This window comes from Sphingopyxis italica (assembly GCF_011926545.1).
Lineage (GTDB): Bacteria > Pseudomonadota > Alphaproteobacteria > Sphingomonadales > Sphingomonadaceae > Sphingopyxis > Sphingopyxis italica.
The window spans coordinates 66,535-89,699 of record NZ_JAATIT010000006.1; the positions used below are offsets into that span (position 1 = coordinate 66,535).

Annotated in this window: 20 protein-coding genes; 10 read left to right on the forward strand and 10 right to left on the reverse strand. The window is 65.3% G+C overall.

All coding sequences use genetic code 11. The annotated features are described in order from the left end of the window. Nucleotides 1-41 precede the first annotated feature (41 nt). Nucleotides 42-809, forward strand: coding sequence for an SDR family NAD(P)-dependent oxidoreductase (locus tag GGR90_RS18020; RefSeq protein WP_167922796.1), 768 nt, complete (start codon nucleotides 42-44; stop codon nucleotides 807-809). A gap of 101 nt (nucleotides 810-910) precedes the next feature. Here GGR90_RS18020 and GGR90_RS18025 read toward each other — a convergent pair whose 3' ends face one another. The 3 genes from GGR90_RS18025 to GGR90_RS18035 are packed head-to-tail and all read right to left on the reverse strand — an operon-like array spanning nucleotide 911 to nucleotide 4,394. Then, on the reverse strand, nucleotides 911-1,621 hold the full coding sequence (locus GGR90_RS18025) for a glutathione S-transferase N-terminal domain-containing protein (protein WP_167922797.1): 711 nt from the start codon (nucleotides 1,619-1,621) through the stop codon (nucleotides 911-913). Then, a complete protein-coding gene (locus GGR90_RS18030; RefSeq protein ID WP_167922798.1) occupies nucleotides 1,618-2,115 on the reverse strand; it encodes a nuclear transport factor 2 family protein in 498 nt (165 codons plus the stop codon). The genes GGR90_RS18025 and GGR90_RS18030 overlap by 4 nt, the downstream gene beginning before the upstream one ends. A gap of 2 nt (nucleotides 2,116-2,117) precedes the next feature. After that, nucleotides 2,118-4,394: a TonB-dependent receptor gene (locus tag GGR90_RS18035; protein ID WP_167922799.1), complete on the reverse strand. Its 2,277-nt coding sequence runs from the start codon at nucleotides 4,392-4,394 to the stop codon at nucleotides 2,118-2,120. Nucleotides 4,395-4,516: 122 nt separating this feature from the next. On the opposite strand from GGR90_RS18035, the gene GGR90_RS18040 reads away from it, so the two are divergent. Both GGR90_RS18040 and GGR90_RS18045 read left to right on the forward strand, forming a co-directional pair. After that, complete coding sequence (locus GGR90_RS18040) at nucleotides 4,517-5,023, forward strand: DUF3237 domain-containing protein (RefSeq protein WP_167922800.1); 507 nt, start codon at nucleotides 4,517-4,519, stop codon at nucleotides 5,021-5,023. Next, entirely contained in the window at nucleotides 5,023-5,748 is a 726-nt protein-coding gene (locus tag GGR90_RS18045; RefSeq protein ID WP_167922801.1) for a glutathione binding-like protein, read from the forward strand. The genes GGR90_RS18040 and GGR90_RS18045 overlap by 1 nt, the downstream gene beginning before the upstream one ends. Before the next feature lie 159 nt (nucleotides 5,749-5,907). Here the strand turns inward: GGR90_RS18045 and GGR90_RS18050 are convergent, their stop codons facing one another. Together GGR90_RS18050 and GGR90_RS18055 are read right to left on the reverse strand one after the other, a co-directional pair. Beyond that, complete coding sequence (locus GGR90_RS18050; RefSeq protein ID WP_167922802.1) at nucleotides 5,908-6,612, reverse strand: glutathione S-transferase family protein; 705 nt, start codon at nucleotides 6,610-6,612, stop codon at nucleotides 5,908-5,910. A 4-nt stretch (nucleotides 6,613-6,616) separates the two neighbouring features. Beyond that, a complete protein-coding gene (locus GGR90_RS18055) occupies nucleotides 6,617-7,780 on the reverse strand; it encodes a CaiB/BaiF CoA transferase family protein (RefSeq protein WP_167922803.1) in 1,164 nt (387 codons plus the stop codon). A 118-nt stretch (nucleotides 7,781-7,898) separates the two neighbouring features. Between GGR90_RS18055 and GGR90_RS18060 the strand changes: the two genes are divergently transcribed. Beyond that, nucleotides 7,899-8,801 (forward strand): hydroxymethylglutaryl-CoA lyase, encoded by a 903-nt coding sequence (locus GGR90_RS18060; RefSeq protein WP_167922804.1) that lies wholly within the window; start codon nucleotides 7,899-7,901, stop codon nucleotides 8,799-8,801. On the opposite strand, the gene GGR90_RS18065 is transcribed toward GGR90_RS18060, so the two are convergent. Next, entirely contained in the window at nucleotides 8,798-9,709 is a 912-nt protein-coding gene (locus GGR90_RS18065) for an EamA family transporter (protein ID WP_167922805.1), read from the reverse strand. The two genes, GGR90_RS18060 and GGR90_RS18065, sit on opposite strands and share 4 nt — an antisense overlap. 235 nt (nucleotides 9,710-9,944) lie before the next feature. Between GGR90_RS18065 and GGR90_RS18070 the strand changes: the two genes are divergently transcribed. Continuing rightward, complete coding sequence (locus GGR90_RS18070) at nucleotides 9,945-10,967, forward strand: acyl-CoA dehydrogenase family protein (protein WP_167922806.1); 1,023 nt, start codon at nucleotides 9,945-9,947, stop codon at nucleotides 10,965-10,967. On the opposite strand, the gene GGR90_RS18075 is transcribed toward GGR90_RS18070, so the two are convergent. Both GGR90_RS18075 and GGR90_RS18080 read right to left on the reverse strand, forming a co-directional pair. Next, nucleotides 10,964-12,088, reverse strand: coding sequence for an acyl-CoA dehydrogenase family protein (locus tag GGR90_RS18075; RefSeq protein WP_209023872.1), 1,125 nt, complete (start codon nucleotides 12,086-12,088; stop codon nucleotides 10,964-10,966). The genes GGR90_RS18070 and GGR90_RS18075 overlap by 4 nt on opposite strands. Nucleotides 12,089-12,143: 55 nt before the next feature. Continuing rightward, on the reverse strand, nucleotides 12,144-12,893 hold the full coding sequence (locus tag GGR90_RS18080) for a helix-turn-helix transcriptional regulator (RefSeq protein WP_342449964.1): 750 nt from the start codon (nucleotides 12,891-12,893) through the stop codon (nucleotides 12,144-12,146). A 138-nt stretch (nucleotides 12,894-13,031) separates the two neighbouring features. Here GGR90_RS18080 and GGR90_RS18085 point away from each other — a divergent pair, with 138 nt between their 5' ends. Beyond that, the gene (locus tag GGR90_RS18085) at nucleotides 13,032-15,479 is read left to right on the forward strand and encodes a TonB-dependent receptor (protein ID WP_167922808.1); all 2,448 of its coding nucleotides are present in this window, start codon (nucleotides 13,032-13,034) and stop codon (nucleotides 15,477-15,479) included. Between the two features lie 14 nt (nucleotides 15,480-15,493). After that, the gene (locus tag GGR90_RS18090) at nucleotides 15,494-16,405 is read left to right on the forward strand and encodes an oxygenase MpaB family protein (RefSeq protein ID WP_342449965.1); all 912 of its coding nucleotides are present in this window, start codon (nucleotides 15,494-15,496) and stop codon (nucleotides 16,403-16,405) included. Here the strand turns inward: GGR90_RS18090 and GGR90_RS18095 are convergent. Beyond that, on the reverse strand, nucleotides 16,402-18,099 hold the full coding sequence (locus GGR90_RS18095) for an N-acyl-D-amino-acid deacylase family protein (RefSeq protein WP_167922809.1): 1,698 nt from the start codon (nucleotides 18,097-18,099) through the stop codon (nucleotides 16,402-16,404). The genes GGR90_RS18090 and GGR90_RS18095 overlap by 4 nt on opposite strands. A 23-nt stretch (nucleotides 18,100-18,122) precedes the next feature. After that, entirely contained in the window at nucleotides 18,123-18,746 is a 624-nt protein-coding gene (locus GGR90_RS18100; protein ID WP_167922810.1) for a helix-turn-helix domain-containing protein, read from the reverse strand. A 142-nt stretch (nucleotides 18,747-18,888) separates the two neighbouring features. Here GGR90_RS18100 and GGR90_RS18105 point away from each other — a divergent pair, with 142 nt between their 5' ends. The 3 genes from GGR90_RS18105 (at nucleotide 18,889) to GGR90_RS18115 (ending at nucleotide 23,164) form a co-directional block, all read left to right on the forward strand. Then, a complete protein-coding gene (locus GGR90_RS18105) occupies nucleotides 18,889-20,868 on the forward strand; it encodes a serine hydrolase domain-containing protein (RefSeq protein WP_167922811.1) in 1,980 nt (659 codons plus the stop codon). After that, complete coding sequence (locus GGR90_RS18110) at nucleotides 20,868-21,875, forward strand: dipeptide epimerase (RefSeq protein ID WP_167922812.1); 1,008 nt, start codon at nucleotides 20,868-20,870, stop codon at nucleotides 21,873-21,875. Before GGR90_RS18105 ends, GGR90_RS18110 begins: the two co-directional genes overlap by 1 nt. Before the next feature lie 146 nt (nucleotides 21,876-22,021). Further along, a complete protein-coding gene (locus GGR90_RS18115) occupies nucleotides 22,022-23,164 on the forward strand; it encodes a dipeptidase (protein ID WP_167922813.1) in 1,143 nt (380 codons plus the stop codon). Nucleotide 23,165 lies beyond the last annotated feature (1 nt).

Sequence of the window (23,165 nt, forward strand, 5' to 3'; positions counted from 1 at the left end):
ACGTGCTTTACGGTAACGGCAAAATCGACGGGAGAGAAGAGATGGATATCAGGGGCAAAAGCGCCATTGTGACGGGTTCGGCGGGCGGCATCGGTCGCGCGACCGCGGTGATGCTGGCACAGCGCGGCGCGGCGGAGATCGCGCTCGTCGACGTCAACGCGGCGGGGCTGGCCGAGACCGCCCGGCTGGTCGAGGCCGAGGGCGCGCGGGCGAGCGTCCACCAACTGGACCTCTCCGACATTCCGGCGACCGAAGCCTGGTTCCGCGCGCATGGCGACGTCGATATCCTCCACAATAATGCCGGCGTCGTGTCGAGCCTGCCGCAATTTCCCGATGTCGATGCGGCGCGCGTCCGCTGGATCATCGACGTCAACATCACCTCGCTCGTCGCGGCGACGCAGATCGCGGTGCAGGCGATGCGGAAGCGCGGGGGCGGGGTGATCGTCAACACCGTCTCGACCGTCGCGCTCGGCACCGGATTCTACGACGCGATGTATGCGACGACCAAGGCGGCGGTGATGATGTTCACGCGCTGCTGCGCGCCGCTCAAAGACGAATGCAATGTCCGCGTCGCGGGGATGCTGCCGGGGCTCGTCGATACGCCAATTCTCGACACGACGGGCGCGGGCGGCAAGTCCGAATGGATGAAGGCGGTGCTCGCGAATAATGAGGCGTGCCGGCCGGAAGACATCGCCGGGGGCGTCGCGGCGCTGATCGAGGATGACAGTCTCGCCGGCGGCGATTGGGTCGCGGTGCGGCGGCTGAATGGCGAGGTCGAATATCAGTGGGGACATGCCGATACGGTGTAGCGCCCAACGTCGTCATTGCGAGCAAAGCGAAGCAATCCAGAGCGGCGCAGAGCCGCCCCTGGATTGCTTCGTCGCTTCGCTCCTCGCAATGACGAGCGTGCTCACCGCGCCGGCGCTTCCAGCATATTCTTCCCGAACAAATTCGACCATTGCTCCTCGGTCAGCACCGGGCGGGCGCTCGACAGGTTCGCGGCGTTCTTGACGTCGGTCCCCGCCAGCACGGCGGGCCGTTCGTCGATCCGCGCGAACCAGTCGGCGACGGCGGGATAATCGTCGAGCGTCAGCCCGATCGCGCGGATCGCGCGCGTCCACGGCCATGCCGCGATGTCGGCGATCGAATATTCCTCCGCCAGATAATCGGCTTCGCCCAGCCGCCCGTTGAGGACGTGGAGCAGCCGCAACGTCTCGTTGCGATAGCGTTCGACCGGATAAGCCTGCCCCTCCGGCGCATAGCGGATGAAGTGATGCGCCTGACCCTGCATCGGGCCAAAACTCGCCATCTGCCACATCAGCCATTGCTGCGCCTGCGATCGGCGACGCGGATTTTCGGGAAGCAACTGCCCGCTCTTCTCGGCGAGATAGAGCAGGATCGCGCCGCTCTCGAACACCGGCAGCGGCGCGCCGCCGCCGATGGGCTCATGGTCGACGATCGCGGGCAGGCGGCCGTTGGGGTTGATCCGCCGATATTCGGGGGTCAGATGGTCGCCCTCGAGCATGTTCATCGCGAACAGCTGGTGCGGAAGCCCGGTTTCTTCGAGCATGATCGAAACCTTGTGGCCGTTCGGCGTGGGGGTGAAATAAACGTCGATCATGCGGGATTTCCTTCGGCGAGAATGGCGCGTGCGGCGGCGAAAGCGGCCTCGAACGCGTCTTTCCCCGCAGGATAGGCGACGACGGCCAAAGTCACGCCCGCGATCTTCCACCCATCCCGCCGCACCAGCCGGTGCGTGTAGCGGCCGATCAGATCGCCGAGGAGCGCGCGGTCGCCGGCGCCGACGACATGCACGGCATCGACGATGCTCGTCACCGTCGCGCGGTCGCCGTTGATCGTGGCGATGACATTGTGCAGCTGGTGCGCGGTCGCGTCGAAACCTTCGAGCGTCCGGCAGCGGTTCGTCCACTCGTCGGCGGGCACTTCGCCGACAAGCGATCCGATCGCGCCATAATCGATCGCGATCTCGTCGGTGAAAAGCGCGCGATAGGCGCGCCAGTCGCGCGCATCGAGCGCGGTCGCGTAACAGGTCACGACCGCGGCCGCCGCTTCCCTGTCGAGGAAAGCTTTGGCCGCGGCCGATCCCTGGGACATCGTCAGAACTTGAACCCGGCCTCGACCGAGATATTGCGCGTCGGTTCCAGATAGAGGATCGCGCGCGACACCTCGGTGATCGGCGCCGGCAAGCGGAAGGCGCTGCCGGTGGTCAGCTCATTGGTCAGGTTCTTGCCGACCAGCGCGAGATGCCAGTTTTCATCCCGGTCGGCGAGTTGGATGCGCAGGTCGAGCTTCACATAGCCCTTCTGGAGGCCGAAGACCGGATCCTGATCGTCGGAATTATAGAATTTCGACCGGCCGGCGGCGACGCCGGTGATGTCGAGCTTCAGATCCTCCGACATGTCGAAACGGGCGTGCGCGGTGACGCTGCCGGTGAACTTCGATGTGTTGGCCGGGCGATAACCGGCAAGATTGTTGTTCGCGATGCTTGTCGGATCGGTCGGAACGCAGCTGCCGTCGGCGACCTGAGCCGCCAGGCACGCCGCACCGGGATAATCGTCATAGGCGATGTCCTGATAGGCGCCCGATGCGGTGATATCGAAATTGGGGATGGGAAAGATGCTGAGCGATCCTTCGATGCCCTTCGATGTCGCACTTGCGGCATTGCCGGTCAGATAGCTCGATGTTTGGGGGCGATAGACCGACACCTGCAGATTCTTGAACTGGGTGTGATAGGCCGAAACATTGGCGATCACCGCGCCGTCGAACAGCGTCGACTTGACCCCCGCCTCGAAATTTTCCGACCGTTCGGGCTCGAAGGTGAAGCTACTGTCGACAGTGCCGAGCGTATTGCTGACAAAGCCGCCCGATTTCGATCCGCGGCCCCAGGTCGCATAGACCATGATGCGCGGAGCGATGTCGTATTGCAGCGTCACCGAGGGATCGAGATTGCCCTCGCTGATCGAGCCTTCGGCACTCGAGATCGGGCGGATCGGGAAGGGGCCATAGACAAGCTCCGCCGCGAAATCGCCGTCCTTTTCGGTGTGGGTATAGCGCAGGCTGCCGATCGCGCGGAAAGCGTCGGTCAGGTTGAGCGTGCCCTGCCCGAACACCGAATAGCTGTCGGCGGTCTGGTTGAAGACGCTGTCGATGCGGCCGAAATAGGGACTGCCGCCCAGATCGAGGATGTTGAAGCCCTGGAACTGTTCGAGCTGATATTTGCTGTGGTCGTAATAAAGGCCCGCGATGAACTCGAACGTCTCGCCGACGGGCGACAGGATTCGCACTTCCTGCGAGAATTGCTCGAACCGCTCGGGAAAGGCGTTATAGACAGAATTGTTGGTGAACGCGCCGCCGCTGTTCGGAATCGTCTGGTCGAAACCATTGACGATCATCGAATTGAACCAGCTGTAGCCGGTGACCGAGGTCAGCGTATAGTCGCCGAGGGCGATATTGCCGACACCCGAGACCATCACCGATTCATTCCGGTTGCCTTCGTCGCCGAGCGCCGCGCGCTCCAGATAGCGCGTCGTCTGCGGATCCTGCTCGCTGGTCAGCGGGCTCGACACGGTGATGCCGCCGACGACGTCGGTGTTTCCATATTCGGCCTTCACCGTATAATCGAAGCTGGTCGAAGGCTCCCAGCGCAGCGTCAGGCGGGCAAGCTGCTTCTTGGTTTCGGGATCGTCATGGTCGGTCGCGCGGTTATAGATATAGCCGTCCTGCTTGACGATCTTGTAGGCGAAGCGCGCGCCGAGCGTGTCGCTGAGCGGACCCGCCACATAGCCCGACATGTCGATGCCCTTGTGGTCGAAATTATAGAGCGCGGTGAAGGCGCCTTCGGGCGTCGACGTCGGCCCGGCCGACACCACGCTGACCGCGCCCGCCGCGGTGTTCTTGCCGAACAATGCCCCCTGCGGCCCGCGCAGCACCTCGACCCGTTCGAGGTCGAAGAAGGGCGCCTGCGCCTGGCGGCTGCGCCCGGCATAAACGCCATCGACATAGAGCGAGACCGATTGGTCAAAGGCGAAGTTCGACGGTGGAGACCCGAAACCGCGGATATAGATGACGTCGTTGCCGGCGGTCGTCTGAACAAAGACGTTCGGCGTGTAGTTCATCACCGATTTGATGTCTGTAGCGTTGAAGTCGGAAAGCTTTTCGCCGCTGACGACCTCCATCGAAATCGGAACGTCCTGCAAATTCTGCTCGCGCTTCTGCGCGGTGACGATGATTTCGTTGATGTTGCTGTCGTCGGCCTCCGATGCAGCGACGGGCGCCGCGTCGGCGGGGGCCGCCTGCGCCATCGCCGGTGCGGCATTGGCAAGCATCGCGATCGCCGCAACGCCGGATAGCAGGAACTGGTTATGCGCCTTCATCTTCACCCTCCCATGGAGCTTGTCGTCGCGGTCCCGGAATGGTCTCCGATCCGTCAATCTGATTGACCCTTAGTATACTAATGGTTTTATACTTGTCCATAGGCAGGAAGAGGATTCGCATGATGAACGAAGAAAATTCGCGTGGGGGCCCGGCGGCGCTGGCGACCCGCCATCTGTGCACCGTCGAGTTCGAAGTGGGCGGGGGGATCATCGGCATCGGCGCCTCGCCCTTTGGCGACCAGCGGCTCGGCTATATCAGCGGCGGCAGGTTTTTCGGACCCCGGATCAACGGCATAGTCTTGCCAGGCGGCGGCAACTGGTCGCGCAGCGGGCGGCTTGGCGACGACGCCTCGGTCGGCACCTTCGATGCGCGCGCGGTGTGGCGGACCGATGACGGCGAGCTTATCTATCTGAGCTACACCGGGCGCAACATCATTCCCGACGATGTGCGCGCGACCTTCGCCGACCCGGCGGTGCCCGACGCCGATCCCTCGCGATACTATCTGCGAATCGCACCGGTGTTCGAAACCGCGAGCGCGAAATATGGCTGGCTGAACGGCGTGCTCGCCGTCGGCGTCGGCGAACGCACCGATTTCGGGGTGCGGCATGTGATCCACGAGGTGCTGTGATGATCGACCTTCACTATTCGGCGACCCCGAACGGGCAGAAGATTGCGATCATGCTCGAGGAAATCGGGGCGTCCTACCGCGTCATTCCTTATGACATTTTCGACGGCGACCAGCTGACCGCCGAATTCGGACGCATCAACCCGAACCATAAGCTCCCGGCGATCGTCGATCAGGATCCGGCGGAGGGCGGCGGCCCGGTGACCGTGTTCGAATCGGGCGCGATCCTGCAATATTTGGCGGAGAAAAGCGGACGCTTCCTGCCCGCATTGGGTGCGGCGCGCGCGGCGACGCTGTCGTGGCTGACGTGGCAGGTCGCGGGGCTCGGGCCGATGGGCGGGCAGGCGAGCCATTTCCTGCGCTACGCCCCGGCGGGGCAGGACTATGCGACCGCACGCTATACGAAGGAGCTGAACCGGCTGCTCACCGTGCTCGAAAGGCGGCTGGAGAAAAGCGCCTATATCGCGGGCGACGACTATAGCATCGCCGACATGGCGATCTGGCCCGGCCGCGCCTCGGCCTTCGTCATGGGCATGGGGCTCGACGATTGGCCCGCGATGCACGCCTGGTTCGAGCGCATCCGCGAACGTCCCGCGGTGGAGCGGGCGATGGCGCGCGACGATCTGAAGGCGCCGGCGAAATATGTCGGCCGCCACCAGACGCTCGACGAAAAGGAATGGTCGAACATGTTCGGCGACGCGAACCATGCGGCGGTGAGGGGGGATTGAGGTCTGCTTCCGACCGGTAGCGGCCATCCTTTTCATCGTCATCCCGGCGAAAGCCGGGATCTCACCCTATCAGAATGACGCACCGGCGAGATCCCGGCCTTCGCCGGGATGACGAAAGTGGAGAACCTCCCGTTCCTCACCCCAAGCCGGCAGCTCGCCTCAACGTCTCGCGTGCTGCCTATCGCCCCACAGGATCGCGCGGTGCTCGTCGGTGAAACCCGTCAGCCCGCCCTCGATCGTTTCGGCGCGCGCGACGCCGACCGTCATGCCTTCGGCGACCGCCGGGCGTTCGAGCATTGCGGCGCCCCAGCGGTCGACGTTCGCAAAACGCCCGGCCTTCTCGATCAGCTGGCGGCGCAGATAGGGCAGCGTCGCCATGTCGGCGATCGTATAATCGTCTCCGGCCAGCCATTCGGCTTCGCTAAGACGCTTGTCGATGACCATCATCAACCGGTCGACCTCGCGGCTGTAGCGCGCGATGGCATATTCGTGCCGGTCCTTGGCATAATGAGTGAAATGCGCTTCCTGCCCGAACATCGGCCCAACGCCCGACACCTGGAACATCAGCCATTGCCAGCAGATCGCGCGCTTCGCCGGATCGGCTGGCACGAAACGCCCGGTCTTTTCGGCGAGGTAGAGCAGGATCGCGCCCGTCTCCCACAGCACGAAGCTCGGCCCCTCAGGACCCTCGTCATCGACGATCACCGGGGTCTTGTTGTTCGGATTGAGCGCGAGGAATTCGGGGGTCAGCTGGTCGCCCGCGAGGATGTCGATATATTCGAGCCGCCAGTCGAGCCCCATTTCGAGGAGCGCGATCGCGATCTTGCGCGCATTGGGCGTCGGACCGCCATACAGCGTGATCATCGCGTCAAGCCTCCCGTCCAAGCCAGCGTTTCAAAACCTCGGCGCCATCCTGCCCGACCGTGAGTGGGGCAGGGCGCCGCACGCTGCCCGGCGTCGCCGACAGCTTGGGGAACACGCCCTGCATCGTGACCTCGCCGAATTCCGCGTCGGCGACCGTCACCAATGCGTCGCGCGCGGCGAAATGCGGATCGGCGAGCATATCTTCGGCATCGTACACGCGGCCCGCGGGCACGCCGGCTTCGACCATCTTCGCTTCGAGCTCGGCGATCGTCATCGTCGCGGTCCATTCGCCGATCAGCGCGTCGAGTTCCGCCTGCCGCGCGCCGCGGGCGCGGTGCGTCGCATAATTTTCGTCGCTCGCCAGTTCGGGGCGCCCCATCGCGGCGGCGAGCCGCGCGAAGACGCCGTCCTGATTGGCGCCGATCAGATATTCGCCGTCCTTGCACGGATAGACGTTCGACGGCGCGATGCCGGGCAGCGTCGATCCGGTGCGGCGGCGCTTGGTGCCGCTCGCCGAATAGTCCGACACGGTCGATTCCATCACTTGCAGCACCGCTTCATAGAGCGCCGAATCGACGATCTGGCCTTCGCCAGTCCTGCCGCGGTGATGGAGCGCGGCGAGCGCCCCCATGCAGCCGTAAGTGGCGGCGAGCGTGTCGCCGATCGACACCCCCATGCGCGCGGGGGGAAGGTCGGGATAACCGACGATACCGCGCCAGCCGCCCATCGCCTCGCCGATACCGCCGAACCCTGCCCGCGCCGAATAGGGCCCGGTCTGGCCGTAACCCGACACGCGCACGATGATCAGCCCGGGGTTGGTCTTGCGCAGCTCAGCGGGATCGAGGTTCCACTTCTCGAGCGTGCCGGGGCGGAAATTCTCGATGAGGATGTCGGCTTTCGCGATCAGCTCGCGCGCGAGCACCTGACCTTCTTCGCTACGCAGGTCGACCGCGACCGAATATTTGTTGCGCGCGATCACGCGCCACCAGCTCGGCTTGTCGCCCTGGCCCCAGTTTCGCATCTGGTCGCCGGTCACCGGCGGTTCGAGCTTGACGATTTCGGCGCCCATATCGCCGAGTAATTGCCCGCAGAAGGGCCCGGCGATCAGCTGCCCCATCTCGACGACCCTGATGCCTTCCAGTGCCCCCCCGCTGCCCGTTTCGCTCATATCATTCCTTTCGCGGCCGACTCTGGTAAGACGGCCTGCCTCGCCCATGGCCTTTGTATACTTAGAATGCTATGTAATTTTCAACCTGCTAAATGACTCAAGATAATCAGGACGCAAGATGTTGAAAAATCATGCCGTGGAACTGGTCGAGGTCGGCCCGCGCGACGGGCTTCAGAACGAAGCCACGATCATATCGACCGCCGACAAGCTCGCGCTGATCCGCCGCGCGATCGACTATGGTGCGCGCCGGATCGAGGTGACGAGCTTCGTCAATCCCAAGAAGGTCCCGCAACTCGCCGACGCCGAGGACCTCGTCGCGATGCTGCCCGAGCGCGAGGACGTCACCTATATCGGCCTCGTCCTCAACCGCCGCGGCGCCGAGCGCGCGCTTGCGACCGGCCGCATCGACGAACTCGGCGCGGTGTGCGTGACGAGCGACAGTTTCGGCATCCGCAATCAGGGCCAAAGCTCGGATGAATCGCTCGCCGCCGCGATCGAGATCGTCGCGCTGGCACGGGAGGCGGGGCGCAGCGGCCAGATCACCATCGCGACCGCTTTCGGTTGCCCGTTCGAGGGCAGGGTGGCGATCGACCGCGTCGTCGAAATGGCGAAGCGCGCCGCCGACGCGCGCCCGCGCGAAATCGCGCTCGCCGACACGATCGGCGTCGGTGTGCCGACGGGGGTGTCGGAGATGATCGGCCGCGTGCGCGAGGCGGTCGGCGGCCTGCCCGTGCGCGTCCATTTCCATAACACGCGCGGCACCGGCATCGCCAATGTCTGGGCGGCGGTAAAGGAAGGCGCGGCGACGGTCGACGCGTCGCTCGGGGGGCTCGGCGGCTGTCCGTTTGCGCCCGGCGCGGCGGGCAATGTCGCGACCGAGGATGTAATCTACATGCTTGAACGCAGCGGCATCGAAACGGGTATAACGCTGCCGCAGGTCGTCGATGCAGCCGGATGGCTTGCGGGTGTCATGGGCCGTCCCTTGCCGGCGATGGTCAGCAAGGCGCCCGCCTTTCCCTAAAAGGTCGCAATCAGCGCCATCACGACGCCGCCTACGACGAGCAGCAGTCCGGCGATCTCGTGCCAGCGCACCGGCTCGCGCAGATAGAAATGCGCGAAGCCGAGCGTGAACACGACCTCGACCTGTCCGACGATCCGCACCAGCGCCGCGGGGGCCGCGGCAAAGCCGATATACCAGCAGGCCGACCCGAGCGCCGACAACAATCCGACCTGACTCGAATTGCGCCACGTCCGGAACACCGCGCGCAGCGTGTCGCGGTCGCGCAGCGCGGCCCAAAGGATGTGCAGCCCGGTCTGGATCGCCATCACGACGACGAGCGTGACGAGCGCCGAGCCGATCAGGTCGACACCGTCGAGCTCGGCGGTCGCGAGCTTCACCGCGATCGCAGCGAGCGCGAACATCGACCCCGCGCCGAGCCCGCACAGCGCGGCGGGCTGGCCGAGCGCGCGCCATATCTCGCGCCCCGAAACCCCGCGTCCGGCGAGCGCGAGCACCAGCACCCCCGCGACCCCCGCGACGATCCCGATCCACGCGAGCAGCGGCAACCGCTCGCCGAGAAACAATGCGGTGACGAGCGCCGCCTGCACCGCCTCGGTCTTCGAAAAGGCGGTGCCGACGACGAATCCGCGATGCCCGAACGCCATGATGAGCAGGATCGTCCCCGCCATCTGCGTGATCGCCCCGGCGATGGCGAAGCCCGCGAAGGCGGTGCCAAACGCCGGCACCGCATCGCCCCGCATCGTCAGCCAGATCGCCGCGAACATAAAAGCGAAAGGCAAGCCATAGAGATAGCGCACCAGCCCCGCGCCGCTGACGCTGAGCTCGGCGCGCAGCCGCTGTTGCAGCGCGGTCCGCCACGCCTGGAACAAGCCGCCGAACAGCGACGCGGGAAGCCAGATGGGATTCATGCGCTCCCCCCGCGCCGCGCCGCGTCTTCGATTCGCCCCAAGCCTTGCATTGCTGTCCCATGCGATACTTTTAATACTAAGTATATGCAGCAATCGGGGCTCGGCGTCATTCGTTCGGGCCGACCTGCCACACCAATCAGCTAGACCCGCGCCGCTCGGCGCTGCACAAGTGATGCGGGAGAGCAAATGACATACACCGACCAATCGCCGCGACCCGCCGGTCCGGCCTTCTGACATGGCCGCACTCGATCTTCCGCTTAGCGAAGAGCAACAGCTGCTCCGGGAAAGCGTCCAGCGCTTCCTCGCCGACCACCCGCACCCCGGCTGGCGCGATCTTTCGGCGTCGCTCGGCCTTGCCGGGATTACGCTGCCCGAAAGCGTCGGCGGTTTCGGTGGCGGCGCGATCGACATCGCGCTCGTGATGGCCGAGCTGGGTCCGGCACTCGCGGGCGCCGACTGGCTATCGCACGTCGCGGCGAGCGCGCTCCTCGCGCGCGTGGCGCCCGGACATCCGGCGCTCGGCGATCTGGCGGGGGGCAGCCGCCGCATCGCGATCCTCTGCGCCGCCTCGACCGCCGCGATGCCGGTGGTCGAAGGCGGGCTGGTGCGCGGTGGCGCGGCCTTGGTCGCGGGCGCGGCGGAAGCCGACCTGCTCCTGCTCGCAAGCGACGATGCGCTGCTGCTCATCGCCGCCGACGGCGACAAGGTCGAACAGCGGCATCGCATCATGCACGACGGCAGCGTGTCGGCCGATCTCGCCTTCACGCTCAAGCCCGGCGATGCGGTCCTGCTCTCGGATGGGGACGAAGCGCGGGCGCTTGCCGACCATGCGAACGACCTGATCCTCGCGGCGCGCTGCGCCGAGGCGGTGGGCCTGATGCAGCACATGATCGCGGGCAGCATCGACTATCTGGGCCAGCGCAAGCAGTTCGGGACCGCGATCGGCGGCTTTCAGTCGCTGCGCCACCGCGCCGCCGACATGCAACTCGCGGCGATGAAGGCGGCGGCGCTCACCGAGGTTGCGATCGTCGCGGTCGATCAGGATCGTGCCGACCGGGCGCAGGCGGTCAGCGCCGCGTGCATCGAGGTCGGCGACGCGGTCCGGGTCGTCGGCGAAAGCGCGGTGCAGATCCACGGTGCGATGGGGCTGACCGAGGAATTGAGCCTCGGCGGCCACTTCAAGCGCGCGCTGGCGATCGCGGCGGCATTCGGGCCGCGCGCCGGCCATTTGGCGCGCTTTGCCGAGGCGGCGGTTTAACCCAGCATCACCCGCGCGATCAGGTCGCGCTGGATTTCGTTCGACCCCGCATAGATGCTCGCCGCGCGGTCGTTGAGGTAGCGCGGAACCGCGACCGCCAGCTCGGCGGGCGTCTGGCCGTCGGCGTCGGCCCATGCGGCATGGCCCGCGACTTCGCACGCCAGCGTGTCGATGCGCTGCGCCGTCTCGGTCCCCAAAACCTTCAATGCCGAGGCATAGAGCGCCGGACTGCCGCCGACGCCGCGCATCGCCTTGAGTTCGAGCGCCTGCAGCGCCTTCAGCGTCACCGCCTCGCGGTCGAGCTGCGCCCGCAGCACCGGATCGACGTCATCGCGGGCGCGCAGTCGTTCGAGCCGTCCGATCAGCCCCGGCGCATATTTCCCGCCGCGCTCAAAGGTCAGCAGATGCTTGGCGACCGACCAGCCCTCATTCTCGCCGCCGAGACGGTTCGCCCGCGGCACGCGGACATCGTCGAAAAAAACCTGGTTGAGTTCGTGATCGCCGGCGAGGGTGCGGATCGGCTCGACCGTGATGCCGGGCGCCTTCATGTCGAGCAGCAGGAAGCTGATCCCCGCCTGCGGCTTGCCTTCGTTCGACGTGCGGACGAGCGCGAACATGCGGTTCGCGAAATGGGCGTGCGTCGTCCAGATCTTCGACCCGTTCAGGACATAATCTTCGCCGTCGGGAACCGCGCGCAGTTGCAGCGCGGCAAGGTCCGACCCCGCGCCGGGCTCCGAAAAGCCCTGACACCAATAATCCTCGCCCGCCAATATGCGCGGCAGATAATGGGCGCGCTGCTCGGGGCTGCCATAGTGCATGATCACCGGCGCGACCATCTTGAGCCCCATGGGCGCGAGGTTGGGAGCTCCGGCTCGCGCGCACTCGGCGGCGAAGATATAGCGTTCGATCTCGCTCCAGCCGGGGCCGCCGAACTCGGCGGGCCAGTCGGGCGCCGCCCAGCCGCGCGCGTGCAATATGCGCTGCCACGGCAGCGACACCTCGGGATCGATGAAGACGCTGGTCGCGCGCGCCGCCGCCAGCCGAAGGTCGTCGGGCAGATGCGCCGTCAGAAAGACGCGAACCTCGTCGCGAAAGGCGATCAGCGCCGGATCGTGCAGCATGTCCATGGCTCCGGCTTAAGCTCTCGGTCGATGCCGGGCCAAGCTGGCACCTGCATCAGGCCGCGCGCGCGCCGACGAAGCCGAGCCCCGCGGCGATCTGGATCGACTGCGCGCGCCCGGTGGCGCCAAGCTTCGCCGCGGCGTTGCGCAGGTGGAAACGCACCGTCGACACCGACAGCGCCAGGATGATGCCGATCTCGCCGTCGGTCTTTCCCGCGGCCGCCCAGCGCAGGCACTGCACCTCGCGCCGCGTCAGCGTTTGCGGCACGGTGGCATTGCGCGGGCGTCCGCGCGCTTCATTGTGCGTCGCGACCAGCTTGACCGCGAGGTTGTGCAGATGGCCGGCCTGCTCGGCGAAGATCGCTTCGACCCCGACGGGCTCGCGCGAGCACCAGAAGACCGCGCCGACCAGCCCGCGCGGCAAATGCACCGGCGCGATGATCGCTTCGCCGAAATTGGGCGTGTTGCGCGCCTGCGAGCAATCGACGGCTTCGAGCAACTGCGTCGGGCGCCAGGTGCGAAGGCGGCCGTCGCTATAGTAGAAGGGCTCGCCGGTCAGCCGCGCCGCGGTCAGGAAGGCGATATGCAGCGCCAGTTTGCGATCGCGCCAATAGGCATAGTCGGGATCGACCCAGCGAAAGCTCGTTTCGGCATAGGGACGGCCTTCGGCGTCGCTCATCGGTTCGGGATCGCCCAGGTCGGCTTGCGCCGCGACATAGGACAGGCCGATCGCGTCGCCAGCCGCTTGCACGGCGGCGATCAGCCCCGGCATGTCCGACCAGCATTCCGCCCTCTCGTCAATCACCCGCTTGTCCCTCCGCTCCCTGACACAGGTGTCAGCTTGTTCGCGCGGCCGCAATCCCTTGTTCTGTCACGGTCCGGTTTCGCGCGACGCTCGCACATCGACGAGCTCCGCGACAAGCCGTTTGAGGGAGGATGAGTGATGAAGGCAATGCGTATTTTCTGGAGCGCGGGTACGGCGATCGGCCTCGTTGTCGCGGCACCGGCCTTTGCGGCGGAGGAAACGGCACCCGACAGCGTCGCGGCCGAAGGCGACATCATCGTCACCGCGCAGCGCCGCGCCGAATCGATGAACGATATCGGCATGGCGATCCAGGCGGTCGATGCCAAAACGCTCGAAAATCTGCGCGTCACCGACATGCGCGACCTCACCACGGTGGCGCCGAGTTTCACTGTATCGCAAAGCTATCAGGGCGTGCCGACCTATACGCTGCGCGGGATCGGCTTCAACACGATCAACCTGTCCTCGACCTCGACCGTCGGCACTTATGTCGACGAAGTCGCTTACGCCTATCCGATCATGAATACCGGCCCGGTGATGGACCTCGAACGCGTCGAAGTGCTGAAAGGGCCGCAGGGCACGCTCTATGGCCGCAACACCACCGCGGGCCTGATCAACTTCATCACCGCCAAGCCGACCGACAGCTTCGAAGGCAGCATCAAGGCCGACCTCGGCAATTATCAGACGTACAATATCGGCGGCCACATCTCGGGACCGCTCGGTGAAGGCATCGCCGCGCGCATCGCTTTCCGCAGCGAGAATAGCGACAAGGGCTGGCAGGTCAGCAACACGCGCGGCGAGCGGCTGGGCGAAGTCGACAAGCTCGGCATCCGCGGTTCGCTGGCGATCGACCCCGGCGCCGGCACCAGCATCGACCTGTCGGTCACCTGGTGGCAGAACAAGTCGGACACCGTCGCGGGGCAGGGGATCGGCTTCACGCCCGCGACCAACCCGGTCACCGGCACCAGCAATTCGCGCTTCTTCAACACGCCGGGCCTCGCCGACTATATCGCGAACAATTTCCCGGCCAAGGCGAGCCAAGCCGACTGGGCGCCCGAAGCGGCGCGCTCGGCGGACATCGGGACCGGGCTCGGGCTCGACGGCCCGCTTGCCGAGGATAATCGTTTCTGGGGCCTGAAGCTGCGCTGGGATCAGGACCTCGGCGATACGATGAAGCTCGTTTCGCTCACCAGCTATAACGACTTCAAACGCAATGCGCTCTCGGACTGGAGCGGCGCGCCGTTCGAAATCCTGCTCCAGAACACGGTCGGGCGGATCAAGAGCTTCGCACAGGAACTGCATGTCGAGGGCGAGACGGGGGCGGTCAACTGGCTCGTCGGCGCCTATTACGCCAACGACCGGATCATCGATTCGAACCGCACGATGCTCGGTCAGAACGCCAACGTCGGCCTCATTCGCGGGGCGGGCGTGCCTTTGCTCGGGACGCCGTTCAATTCGGGCGGCTACACCCCGCTCGAACTATCGCAGGCGTTCCGCACCTACGAAGATTTCGGCCGCATCCGCACCAAAACCTGGAGCATTTTCGGCAATGCCGATGCCGAACTCACCGATCAGCTCAAGCTCACCGTTGGGGTGCGCTATACCGAAGACACGCAGCGCTACAACGGCTGCTCGCGCGACTTCAACGGCAATATGCTGCCCAACGTCAACGTCGTGAACCGCGCGCTCTATTTCCAGACCTATGGGGTGCTCGCGCCCGAAATCGCCGAGGGTCAGTGCAACACTTTCGATCCCGAGACGGGCACCTTCGGCGAGGTCCAGTCGCTACTCGACGAGAATAATGTCGCGTGGCGCGTCGCGCTCGACTGGTCGCCGAACGACGACACTTTGCTCTATGCCTCAGTATCGCGCGGCTATAAATCGGGGACGACGCCGATCAACGCCGCGAACCTCGCGCGCCAGAATGCGCCGGTGACGCAGGAGAAACTCACCGCCTATGAAGTCGGGGTGAAAGCGACGCTCGCCGACCGGCTGGTGCAGGCCAATCTCTCGGCTTTCTACTATGATTATCGCGACAAGCAGATCAGCACCTATTTCGCCGATCCGATCTACACCGCGCTCTCGCGCCTCGACAATGTGCCCGACAGCGAGGCTTACGGGGTCGAGGGCGAGCTGACGATCCGCCCTGCGACGGGGCTGACCATCGCCGCCAACGCGCTCTATCTGAAGACGCGGATCAACGATTATGACGGCACCAACGCGGCGGGACAGCCCGAGAATTTCGACGGCGCCGAATTCATCTACAGCCCCGAATTCCAGGGCAGCGTGACGCTCGCCTATGACACGCCGGTCAGCGACACGCTCGACCTGACCGGCGCGGTGAGCGCGCGGTATCAGAGCGAGTCGAACACGATTTTCGAGGATCTCGATCTCTACAAGGTCGATGCCTATGGCACCGTCAACGCGAGTCTTGGCCTGCGCCACGAAAGCGGCTTGTCGGTATCGCTCTGGGCAAAGAATCTGTTCGACAAATATTATTGGTCGGCGGTCGCCAGCAACGCCAATGTCGTCGTGCGCTTCGCCAACCAGCCGCGAACCTGGGGCCTCACGCTGGGTTATGACTTTTAAGGGAGAAACATCGCGTGGCGCGTTTGCCGATGCAGGATGATTATCTGGGGACGGCGATCGATTTCACCGCGCCCCTCGGCGAACCCGCGCTGCTCGCGCCGGACAGCGTCCAGTGGCGCGTCTACAAGAACCCGATCGCGCTCGGCATCGGCGGAATCGCGGCGGTGCTGCTCGAATTCGCCGAGCCGCGCATCCGCTCGGGGGTGTGGGACCATTCGACCTACAAGGCCGACCCGATCGGCCGCTCGCGGCGCACCGGGCTCGTCGCGATGCTCGCCTGCTACGGCCCCGCGAGCGTAGCGAAGGAGGTGATCGGCAAGGTTAACCGCATGCACGGCAAGGTGAAGGGCGCAACGCCGGCCGGCGACAAATATCGCGCGTTGGACCCGCTGCTGCTCGACTGGGTTGCCGCGACCGCCTCCTATGGCTTCCTGATGGCCTATGACCGCTTCGTCCATGTGCTGAGCGAGGCCGACAAGGACCGTTTCATGGCCGACGGCGATGCGATCGGGCGCGAATTCGGGGCGCGGCGCACGCCGCCGACGGTGGCCGCGTTCATGGATATGATGGCCGAACTCGAACCGCGCTTCGAAGCGCATCCGATCATCTTCGAATTCCTCGATATTATCCAGTCGGGCAAGGCGGCGCCCAGTGCCCCGCGCTTCCTGCATCGCGCGATCGCGCGCGCGTCGGTGTCGCTGCTCCCCGATCATATCCGCCGCACGCTCGATCTCGGCCCGCGCTATGATCTGACGCGGCTCGACCGCACCGCGCTGCGGATTGCCGGCCGGCTCGCCGACCGTCATGTCGATCGCGAAGCGCCGCATTGCCAGGCGAGCGTCCGGCTCGGCCTGCCGCATGATCTCCTGTTCCGGTCGCCCGCCGAGCAGCGGCGGTTGCTGGCCGGGATGCCGCTCGCTGCCTAGGAGCAGCGGTTGAAGCCCGCGCCGCGCACCGCGCGTCCGGGCGTCGCGCCGCTATGCTCGCCGTTCCGCAGCACCGCGACGCCGTTGACGAACACGTCGCGCACCCCGACCGAATATTGGTGCGGTTTTTCGAAGGTCGCGCGGTCGCCGATCGTCGCCGGGTCGAAGACGACGACATCGGCATAATAGCCGGGTTTCAGCGCGCCGCGGTCCTTGATGCCGAGATTGGTCGCGGGCAGGGTGGTGAGCCGGTACACCGCCTGTTCGAGCGGAATGAGCTTCTCGTCGCGGACATAGCGGCCGAGAAGCCGCGCGAAATTGCCATAGGTGCGCGGATGCGCGCCCGATTTCAGGAACACACCCTCGGGCGCCTGCGACGCCGCGTCGGACCCGAAACTCATCCACGGCAGCTGGATTTGTTTCCGCACATTGTCCTCCGACATCAGGAAATAGACGGTGCCGACGCGCGATCCGTCCTCGACGACGAGATCCATCGCGGTTTCCTCGGGCGACTTGCCGCGCATCGCCGCGACTTCGGCGAGCGTCTTGCCGGTCAGCGGTTTCAGCGCGTCATTCTTGAAGCCCGACAGGATCATCTTGTCGGCGCCCGCGCCGAAATAGAGATTTTCCCAGTCGCTGCCCGGTTTCTTCATTTCCTCGGCGACGCGCGCGCGGATCGCGGGATCCTTCAGCCGCTCGATCCATTGTTCGAGCCCGCCCGCCTGCACCCACGTCGGCATCGCGGCGTCGAGCCCCGTCGCGCCCGCGGTATAGGTGTACATGTCGGTCGTGATGCGCAGCCCCGCGGCGCGCGCATCCTCGATCTTCTTCACGATCGTATCCAGCTTGCCCCAGTTGCTGCGCCCCGCCATCTTGAGGTGATAGATTTCGGCGGGCGCGCCCGAGCGGCGCGAAATCTCGATCAGCTCGTCGACCGCCTCCTCGATGCGGTCGCCTTCGGACCGCATATGGCTGATATACATGCCGCCGCATTTCGCCGCTTCGGTCGTCAGCGCGACAAGCTCGTCGGTCTCGGCGTAGGAGCCGGGCGCATAGATGATCGAGCTGCCGACCCCCATCGCGCCTTCGTTCATCGCCTGCCGCACCAGCGCGCGCATCCGGCCGAGCTGCTCGGGATTCGGATCGACGTCGCCTTCGCCCAGCTCGTGCACGCGCACCGTCGCGGCGCCGACGAAGCTCGCGATATTGGTCGAAATGCCGCGCTTTTCGAGCCACCCGAAATAATCGCCGAGCGTCGTCCACTCGATGTCATATTTGATGTCGCCCTGCCGCTCGGTCTCCTGCCGCTTCATCGTGGCGTTCATCGGCCCCATCGACCAGCCTTCGCCCATCACCTCCAGCGTCACGCCCTGCCGGATGTCGCTCTGGCTTCTGGGATCGGCGATCAGCGATTCGGTCGCCCAGCTCAGCATGTTGATAAAGCCCGGCGCGACCGCCATGCCCTTCGCCGCGACCTCGCGCTTCGCCTCGCCCTCGACCTTGCCGACCGCGACGATGCGGTCGTCTTTGATCGCGACATCGCCGACGACGGGCGGCTTGCCAGACCCGTCATAGAGGGTGCCACCGCGGATGATCAGGTCATAGGCCGGGGCTTGTGCCGCGAGCGGCGCCGAAACCAGCATCGAACTGCATAGCAGCAAAAGCGAGGGCGCGAAGCGTCGGGGCGAGGCCATTTTTTTCTCCCGTTTTGAGGTTTTTATCCGTGAAGGCTCATCAAGCTGTCCATCAGCCCGTCATCGGCGCTCGAACAGACACCGAGGACGAGGGCTTCGTCGAACCCGTCGGCGACGACATAGGCGTGGCCCATCGACGAATCGATATAGATGCCCTGGCCGACGTCGAGCGTGACGGGGTCGTAGAATTCGCTGTGCACCTCGATCCGCCCTTCGAGGACATAGATGAATTCCTCGCCCTGATGGCGGACGAGCTCGCCGAACTCGCGCGCGCTGTGCGCGCGGATGCGCGTCAGGATCGGGATCATCCGCTTCTGGCGCAAATCGGTGCAGAGATAATGATAGTCGTAATTGTCGGTGGTGACGCGCGCGGCGCGATCGATCGCCGCGATGCTGCGGCGCCCGGTGACGCGCGGCGCGGTGTCCTCCTCATCCTCGGCGAACAGGTCCGACATGCGAATCTGTAGCCGCTGGCTCAGCTGCTGGAGCTTGTCGTAGCTCAGCGTCAGCCGGTCATGCTCGACCTTCGACAGCGTCGAAACGGGAATGCCCGACTTGGCGCTCATTTCCTTGAGCGTCCAGCCGTTGCGCGCGCGAATGCCCTTCATCACCGCGCCGAGCGTCGGCGGGGGCGCACGGTCCGCCATCAGTTTTTCCAATCCCCGTTTGACAATTTTCTAATCAGGATCATTATGTCCCTATCGGGCTAACAGAAGTTGGTCCTTGGTAAGGGGTCGCGCGACTTGCCGCAAGGTGTGACAGGACGCGCCATACAATAAGGGGAGAGCGATGCGTTTCATCCGTAAGGCGATGATCGGGCTGGCGGCCTTTGCCGCGCTGCCACTGGCGGCGCAGGGGCCGGTGCCGGCGCCCGCCGTCAAAAAGACCGAAGCAGCCGTTCCGGCCGCAAAGACACAAGCGGCGCCCGCTCCGCTCGATCCCAAGGATCTCGAGGCGTGGATGGATGGCTATCTGCCCTATGCGCTCGAACGCGGGCGCATTCCGGGCGCGGTCGTCGTCGTCGTGCGCGGCGGCGAGGTCGTGCTGCAGAAGGGCTATGGCTATTCGGATGTCGCCAAGCGCGCGCCCGTCTTGCCCGAAACAACGCTGTTCCGCCCCGGATCGGTGTCGAAGCTTTTCACCTGGACCGCGGTGATGCAGCAGGTCGAGGCGGGCAAGATCGACCTCGACAAGGACGTCAACGCCTATCTCGATTTCAAGATTCCGCCCTATGACGGCAAGCCGATCACGATGCGCAACATTATGACGCACACCGCGGGCTTCGAGGAATCGATACGCCATCTGATCAGCAGCGATCCGAAAGCGGTGATGACGCTCAAGAAGCAGATGCCGCTCGCGCTGCCCGAACGCGTCTTCGCGCCCGGCACGACGCCGGCCTATTCCAATTATGCGACCGCGCTCGCCGGCTATATCGTCGAGCGCGTCAGCGGCGAAAATTTCGACACCTATATCGAAAACCATATCTTCAAGCCGCTCGGCATGACGCATTCGACGTTCCGCCAGCCGCTTCCCGCGCGCCTCGTGCCGCATATGTCGAAGGGTTATCCCGACGTCACGCAAAAGCCCGAGCCGTTCGAAATGGTGATCCCCGCGCCCGCGGGCAGCCTGTCGGCGAGCGGTGCCGACATGGCGAAGTTCATGATCGCGCACCTCAACGACGGGGCGGGGCTGATGAAGCCCGAAACCGCGAAATTGATGCACGAATTCAAGGCGCCCGGCGTCGGCCCGCTCAACAGCATGGCGCTCGGCTTCTACGAACAATGGGTCAACGGTCAGCGCGCGATCGCGCATGGCGGCGACACCGTCTGGTTCCACTCCTACCTCTGGCTGTTCCCGGATGCCGACACCGGCGTCTTCATCTCGATGAACAGCCCGGGCAAGGACGGCGCGGCGGGCGCGGTGCGCAGCGCGCTCTTCCACAAATTCGCCGATCGCTACCTGCCGGGTCCGGCCGAAAAGCCGGCGCAGGTCGATGCCAAAACGGCGCGTGAACATGCACAGATGATGGCTGGCAATTATATCAGCAGCCGCGGCTCCTTCACCAATTTCATGAGCCTGTTCGGCCTGCTCGGCCAGGCGACCATCGGCCTGACCGAGGATGGCAAGATCAGCGTTCCCGCGCTCGACGGCCTCGGCGCCGGCGCGCGCGATTGGGTCGAGGTCGAACCCTTCGTTTGGCGCGACACCGGCACGGGCGAACGGCTCGCTGCCGAGCTCAAGGACGGGCGCGTCGTGCGCTGGAGCATCGATGCCGGATCGCCCTTCATGGTGTTCGAACCGGCGCCCGCCAGCGTCAACGCCGCCTGGCTCAACCCCGCGCTGCTCCTCGCCTTCGGCATCATCCTGCTCGCGGCGCTGGCGTGGCCGGTGCGCGCGCTGGTGCGCCGCAGCTTCAAGGCCGATTTCGCGCTCCAGGGCAAGTCGCTCCGCGCCTATCGTCTGAGCCGTGTCTTCGCCTGGCTCGCGCTCGGCGCGCTCGCCGGCTGGATCGGGCTGATCGCGGCCTTCTCGGCCGACATCGGCGCCATCGGCGGCCCGCTCGACTGGCTTATCCACCTGCTGCGCATCCTGACGCCGCTCGCCGCCTTCGGCCTGCTCGCGACCGCCGCGTGGCACCTGTGGCTTTGCATCAAGGACAAGCGCCGCTGGACGATGAAGCTCGGCGCGGTGCTGCTGATCCTCGCCGCGCTCGTGCTCGTCTGGGTGACGCTCGTCTTCCACCTCTATGGCTTCGGAATGGTCTATTGATGGCAACGCAAAATACCCGGGAATTGACGCTCGACCTTCGGGTCGAGCACTTTCCCTATCACCAGCCGTTCCGCATTTCGGGGCATGTCTTCACCGAAACCGCGCTGCTCGTTGCCGAGATTTCGGACGGCACGCATGTCGGGCGGGGCGAGGGGGCCGGGGTCTATTATCTCGGCGACGATATCGACCATATGCTGTCCGAGGCGACACGCGTTCGCGAAGACATTCAGCGCGGGGCGACGCGCGAGCAATTGCAGCATCTGCTGCCGCCCGGCGGCGCGCGCAACGCGCTCGACTGCGCTTTCTGGGACCTTGAGGCGAAGCGGGCGGGACGGCCGGTCTGGGCGCTTGCCGGGCTGGAGGCGCCGAGGGCGTTGCGCTCGACGCTGACGCTCGGCGCCGACAGCCCCGAAGCCATGGCGAAGGCGGCGCTGGCGATCGACCCGCAGGCGCCGATCAAGGTCAAGCTGACCGGCGACCTCGACGAGGATATATTGCGCGTCGCGGCGATCCGCGCCGCACGGCCCGACGCGTGGATCGGCGTCGATGCCAATCAAGGCTATGACCGTCCGACGCTCGCCGGCTTGCTGCCCGTGCTTGTCGAGCATGGCGTCGCGCAGCTCGAACAGCCGCTGAAGCGCGGGCGCGAGGCCGATCTCGACGGCCTCAAACGCCCCTTGCCCTTCGTCGCCGACGAAAGCGCGCTCTCGCTCGCCGACACCGCCTCGCTCGTCGGGCGCTTCGACGTCGTCAATATCAAGCTCGATAAATGCGGCGGGCTGACCGAGGGCCTCGCGATCGCGCGGCAGGCAAAGGCGCTGGGGCTCGACGTGATGGTCGGCAATATGATGGGCACCAGCCTGTCGATGGCGCCCTCCTATCTGGTCGGGCAGCTCTGCGACATCGTCGACCTCGACGGCCCGACCTTCCTCGCGCGCGACCGCGTGCCCGGCGTCGAATATCGCGGCGGCATGATCCATTGCGCGGAAGAGGTTTGGGGCGGGTAACCGTCCCGTCGTCCGCCCTCCATAGGTCGAGATCCCGGCCTTCGCCGGGATGACGAAAATTATCAAGAATATGTCCTAAACGGGTTGACAATTTTCTGATTAGGACAATAGTCGGCAAATAAGAATTATCACAGGTGGAGGATGGAATGACCGGGTCGTTCCGTATGACGCGCCGCGCGGCACTCGCGGGCGCGGTGGGGGGCGCTTTGTCGGCGCCGATGATCAACAAGGGCGCTTATGCCTTTGCCGCGGCGCCGGCGAAGACCTATTCGCGCCGCGCGGTCGACCTCGTCGCATCCTCGCTCGTCATCGACATGCTCGCGCCGCTCAAGATCACGCTCGACGCCAATTATGTCGCGCACCGGTTGACCGATGCCGAGGCGGCCGAGTTCCGGGCGTCGGGCATCACCGGCTTCCACAACGCCTATGGCCTCGGCGGCCCCGATGCGAAGCGCCAGGCGCTCGAATTTCTCGCGGGGTGGCAGGGCTTCGCCGGACGCAACAGCCATGTCTTCACGCTCGTCGATGGCGTCGCCGATCTCGATCGCGCCAAGGCCGAGAAGAAATGCGCCGTCATCATGGGCATCCAGAATGCCGAGCAGTTCGAGAGCGTGGAGGACGTCGCGCTGTTCCGCCGCCTCGGCCTTCGCTGCGCGCAGCTCACCTATAACACGCAAAACCTGATCGGCTCGGGCAGCACCGAGCGCGTCGACGGCGGCGTCAGCGACTATGGCGCGGCGATCATCGCCGAGATGGAAAAGCAGAAGATGCTCGTCGATGTTTCGCATTGCGGCGACAAGACGACATTGGACGCGATCGAAATCGCCAAGGGGCCGATCGCGATCACCCACAGCAACGCCCGCGCGCTCGTCGATCATCCGCGCGTCAAGACCGACGCGGCGATCAAGGCGCTCGCGACGAAGGGCGGGGTGATGGGCATCACCGGCGTCCGCATGTTTGTCCGCACGAGCGATCCGACCAACGTGGGGCATATGGCCGACCATATCGACCATGTCGCGAAACTCGTCGGGGTCGACCATGTCGGCATCGGCTCCGACGCCGACCTTCACGGCTATGACGATATGAAGCCGGACGAATATGCGCTGCTCAAGGGCAGCTACAAGGGCAGCTACGCCTTTCGCGACAAGATCGACATCGATGGTTTCGACCATCCATTGAAGACCTTCGACCTCACCGAGGAACTCATTCGCCGCAACTATTCGAACGATAACATCCGGGCCGTGCTCGGTGGCAATTTCCGCCGCCTGCTCGCCCAAGTCTGGGGGTAAG

What these genes read in the sequence shown, in the direction of transcription:
- GGR90_RS18020 (WP_167922796.1), top strand. Translation starts at nt 42, where the DNA reads ATGGATATCAGGGGCAAAAGCGCCATTGTGACGGGTTCGGCGGGCGGC.
- GGR90_RS18025 (WP_167922797.1), bottom strand. Translation starts at nt 1,621, where the DNA reads ATGATCGACGTTTATTTCACCCCCACGCCGAACGGCCACAAGGTTTCG.
- GGR90_RS18030 (WP_167922798.1), bottom strand. Translation starts at nt 2,115, where the DNA reads ATGTCCCAGGGATCGGCCGCGGCCAAAGCTTTCCTCGACAGGGAAGCG.
- GGR90_RS18035 (WP_167922799.1), bottom strand. Translation starts at nt 4,394, where the DNA reads ATGAAGGCGCATAACCAGTTCCTGCTATCCGGCGTTGCGGCGATCGCG.
- GGR90_RS18040 (WP_167922800.1), top strand. Translation starts at nt 4,517, where the DNA reads ATGAACGAAGAAAATTCGCGTGGGGGCCCGGCGGCGCTGGCGACCCGC.
- GGR90_RS18045 (WP_167922801.1), top strand. Translation starts at nt 5,023, where the DNA reads ATGATCGACCTTCACTATTCGGCGACCCCGAACGGGCAGAAGATTGCG.
- GGR90_RS18050 (WP_167922802.1), bottom strand. Translation starts at nt 6,612, where the DNA reads ATGATCACGCTGTATGGCGGTCCGACGCCCAATGCGCGCAAGATCGCG.
- GGR90_RS18055 (WP_167922803.1), bottom strand. Translation starts at nt 7,780, where the DNA reads ATGAGCGAAACGGGCAGCGGGGGGGCACTGGAAGGCATCAGGGTCGTC.
- GGR90_RS18060 (WP_167922804.1), top strand. Translation starts at nt 7,899, where the DNA reads ATGTTGAAAAATCATGCCGTGGAACTGGTCGAGGTCGGCCCGCGCGAC.
- GGR90_RS18065 (WP_167922805.1), bottom strand. Translation starts at nt 9,709, where the DNA reads ATGAATCCCATCTGGCTTCCCGCGTCGCTGTTCGGCGGCTTGTTCCAG.
- GGR90_RS18070 (WP_167922806.1), top strand. Translation starts at nt 9,945, where the DNA reads ATGGCCGCACTCGATCTTCCGCTTAGCGAAGAGCAACAGCTGCTCCGG.
- GGR90_RS18075 (WP_209023872.1), bottom strand. Translation starts at nt 12,088, where the DNA reads ATGCTGCACGATCCGGCGCTGATCGCCTTTCGCGACGAGGTTCGCGTC.
- GGR90_RS18085 (WP_167922808.1), top strand. Translation starts at nt 13,032, where the DNA reads ATGAAGGCAATGCGTATTTTCTGGAGCGCGGGTACGGCGATCGGCCTC.
- GGR90_RS18095 (WP_167922809.1), bottom strand. Translation starts at nt 18,099, where the DNA reads ATGGCCTCGCCCCGACGCTTCGCGCCCTCGCTTTTGCTGCTATGCAGT.
- GGR90_RS18100 (WP_167922810.1), bottom strand. Translation starts at nt 18,746, where the DNA reads ATGGCGGACCGTGCGCCCCCGCCGACGCTCGGCGCGGTGATGAAGGGC.
- GGR90_RS18105 (WP_167922811.1), top strand. Translation starts at nt 18,889, where the DNA reads ATGCGTTTCATCCGTAAGGCGATGATCGGGCTGGCGGCCTTTGCCGCG.
- GGR90_RS18110 (WP_167922812.1), top strand. Translation starts at nt 20,868, where the DNA reads ATGGCAACGCAAAATACCCGGGAATTGACGCTCGACCTTCGGGTCGAG.
- GGR90_RS18115 (WP_167922813.1), top strand. Translation starts at nt 22,022, where the DNA reads ATGACCGGGTCGTTCCGTATGACGCGCCGCGCGGCACTCGCGGGCGCG.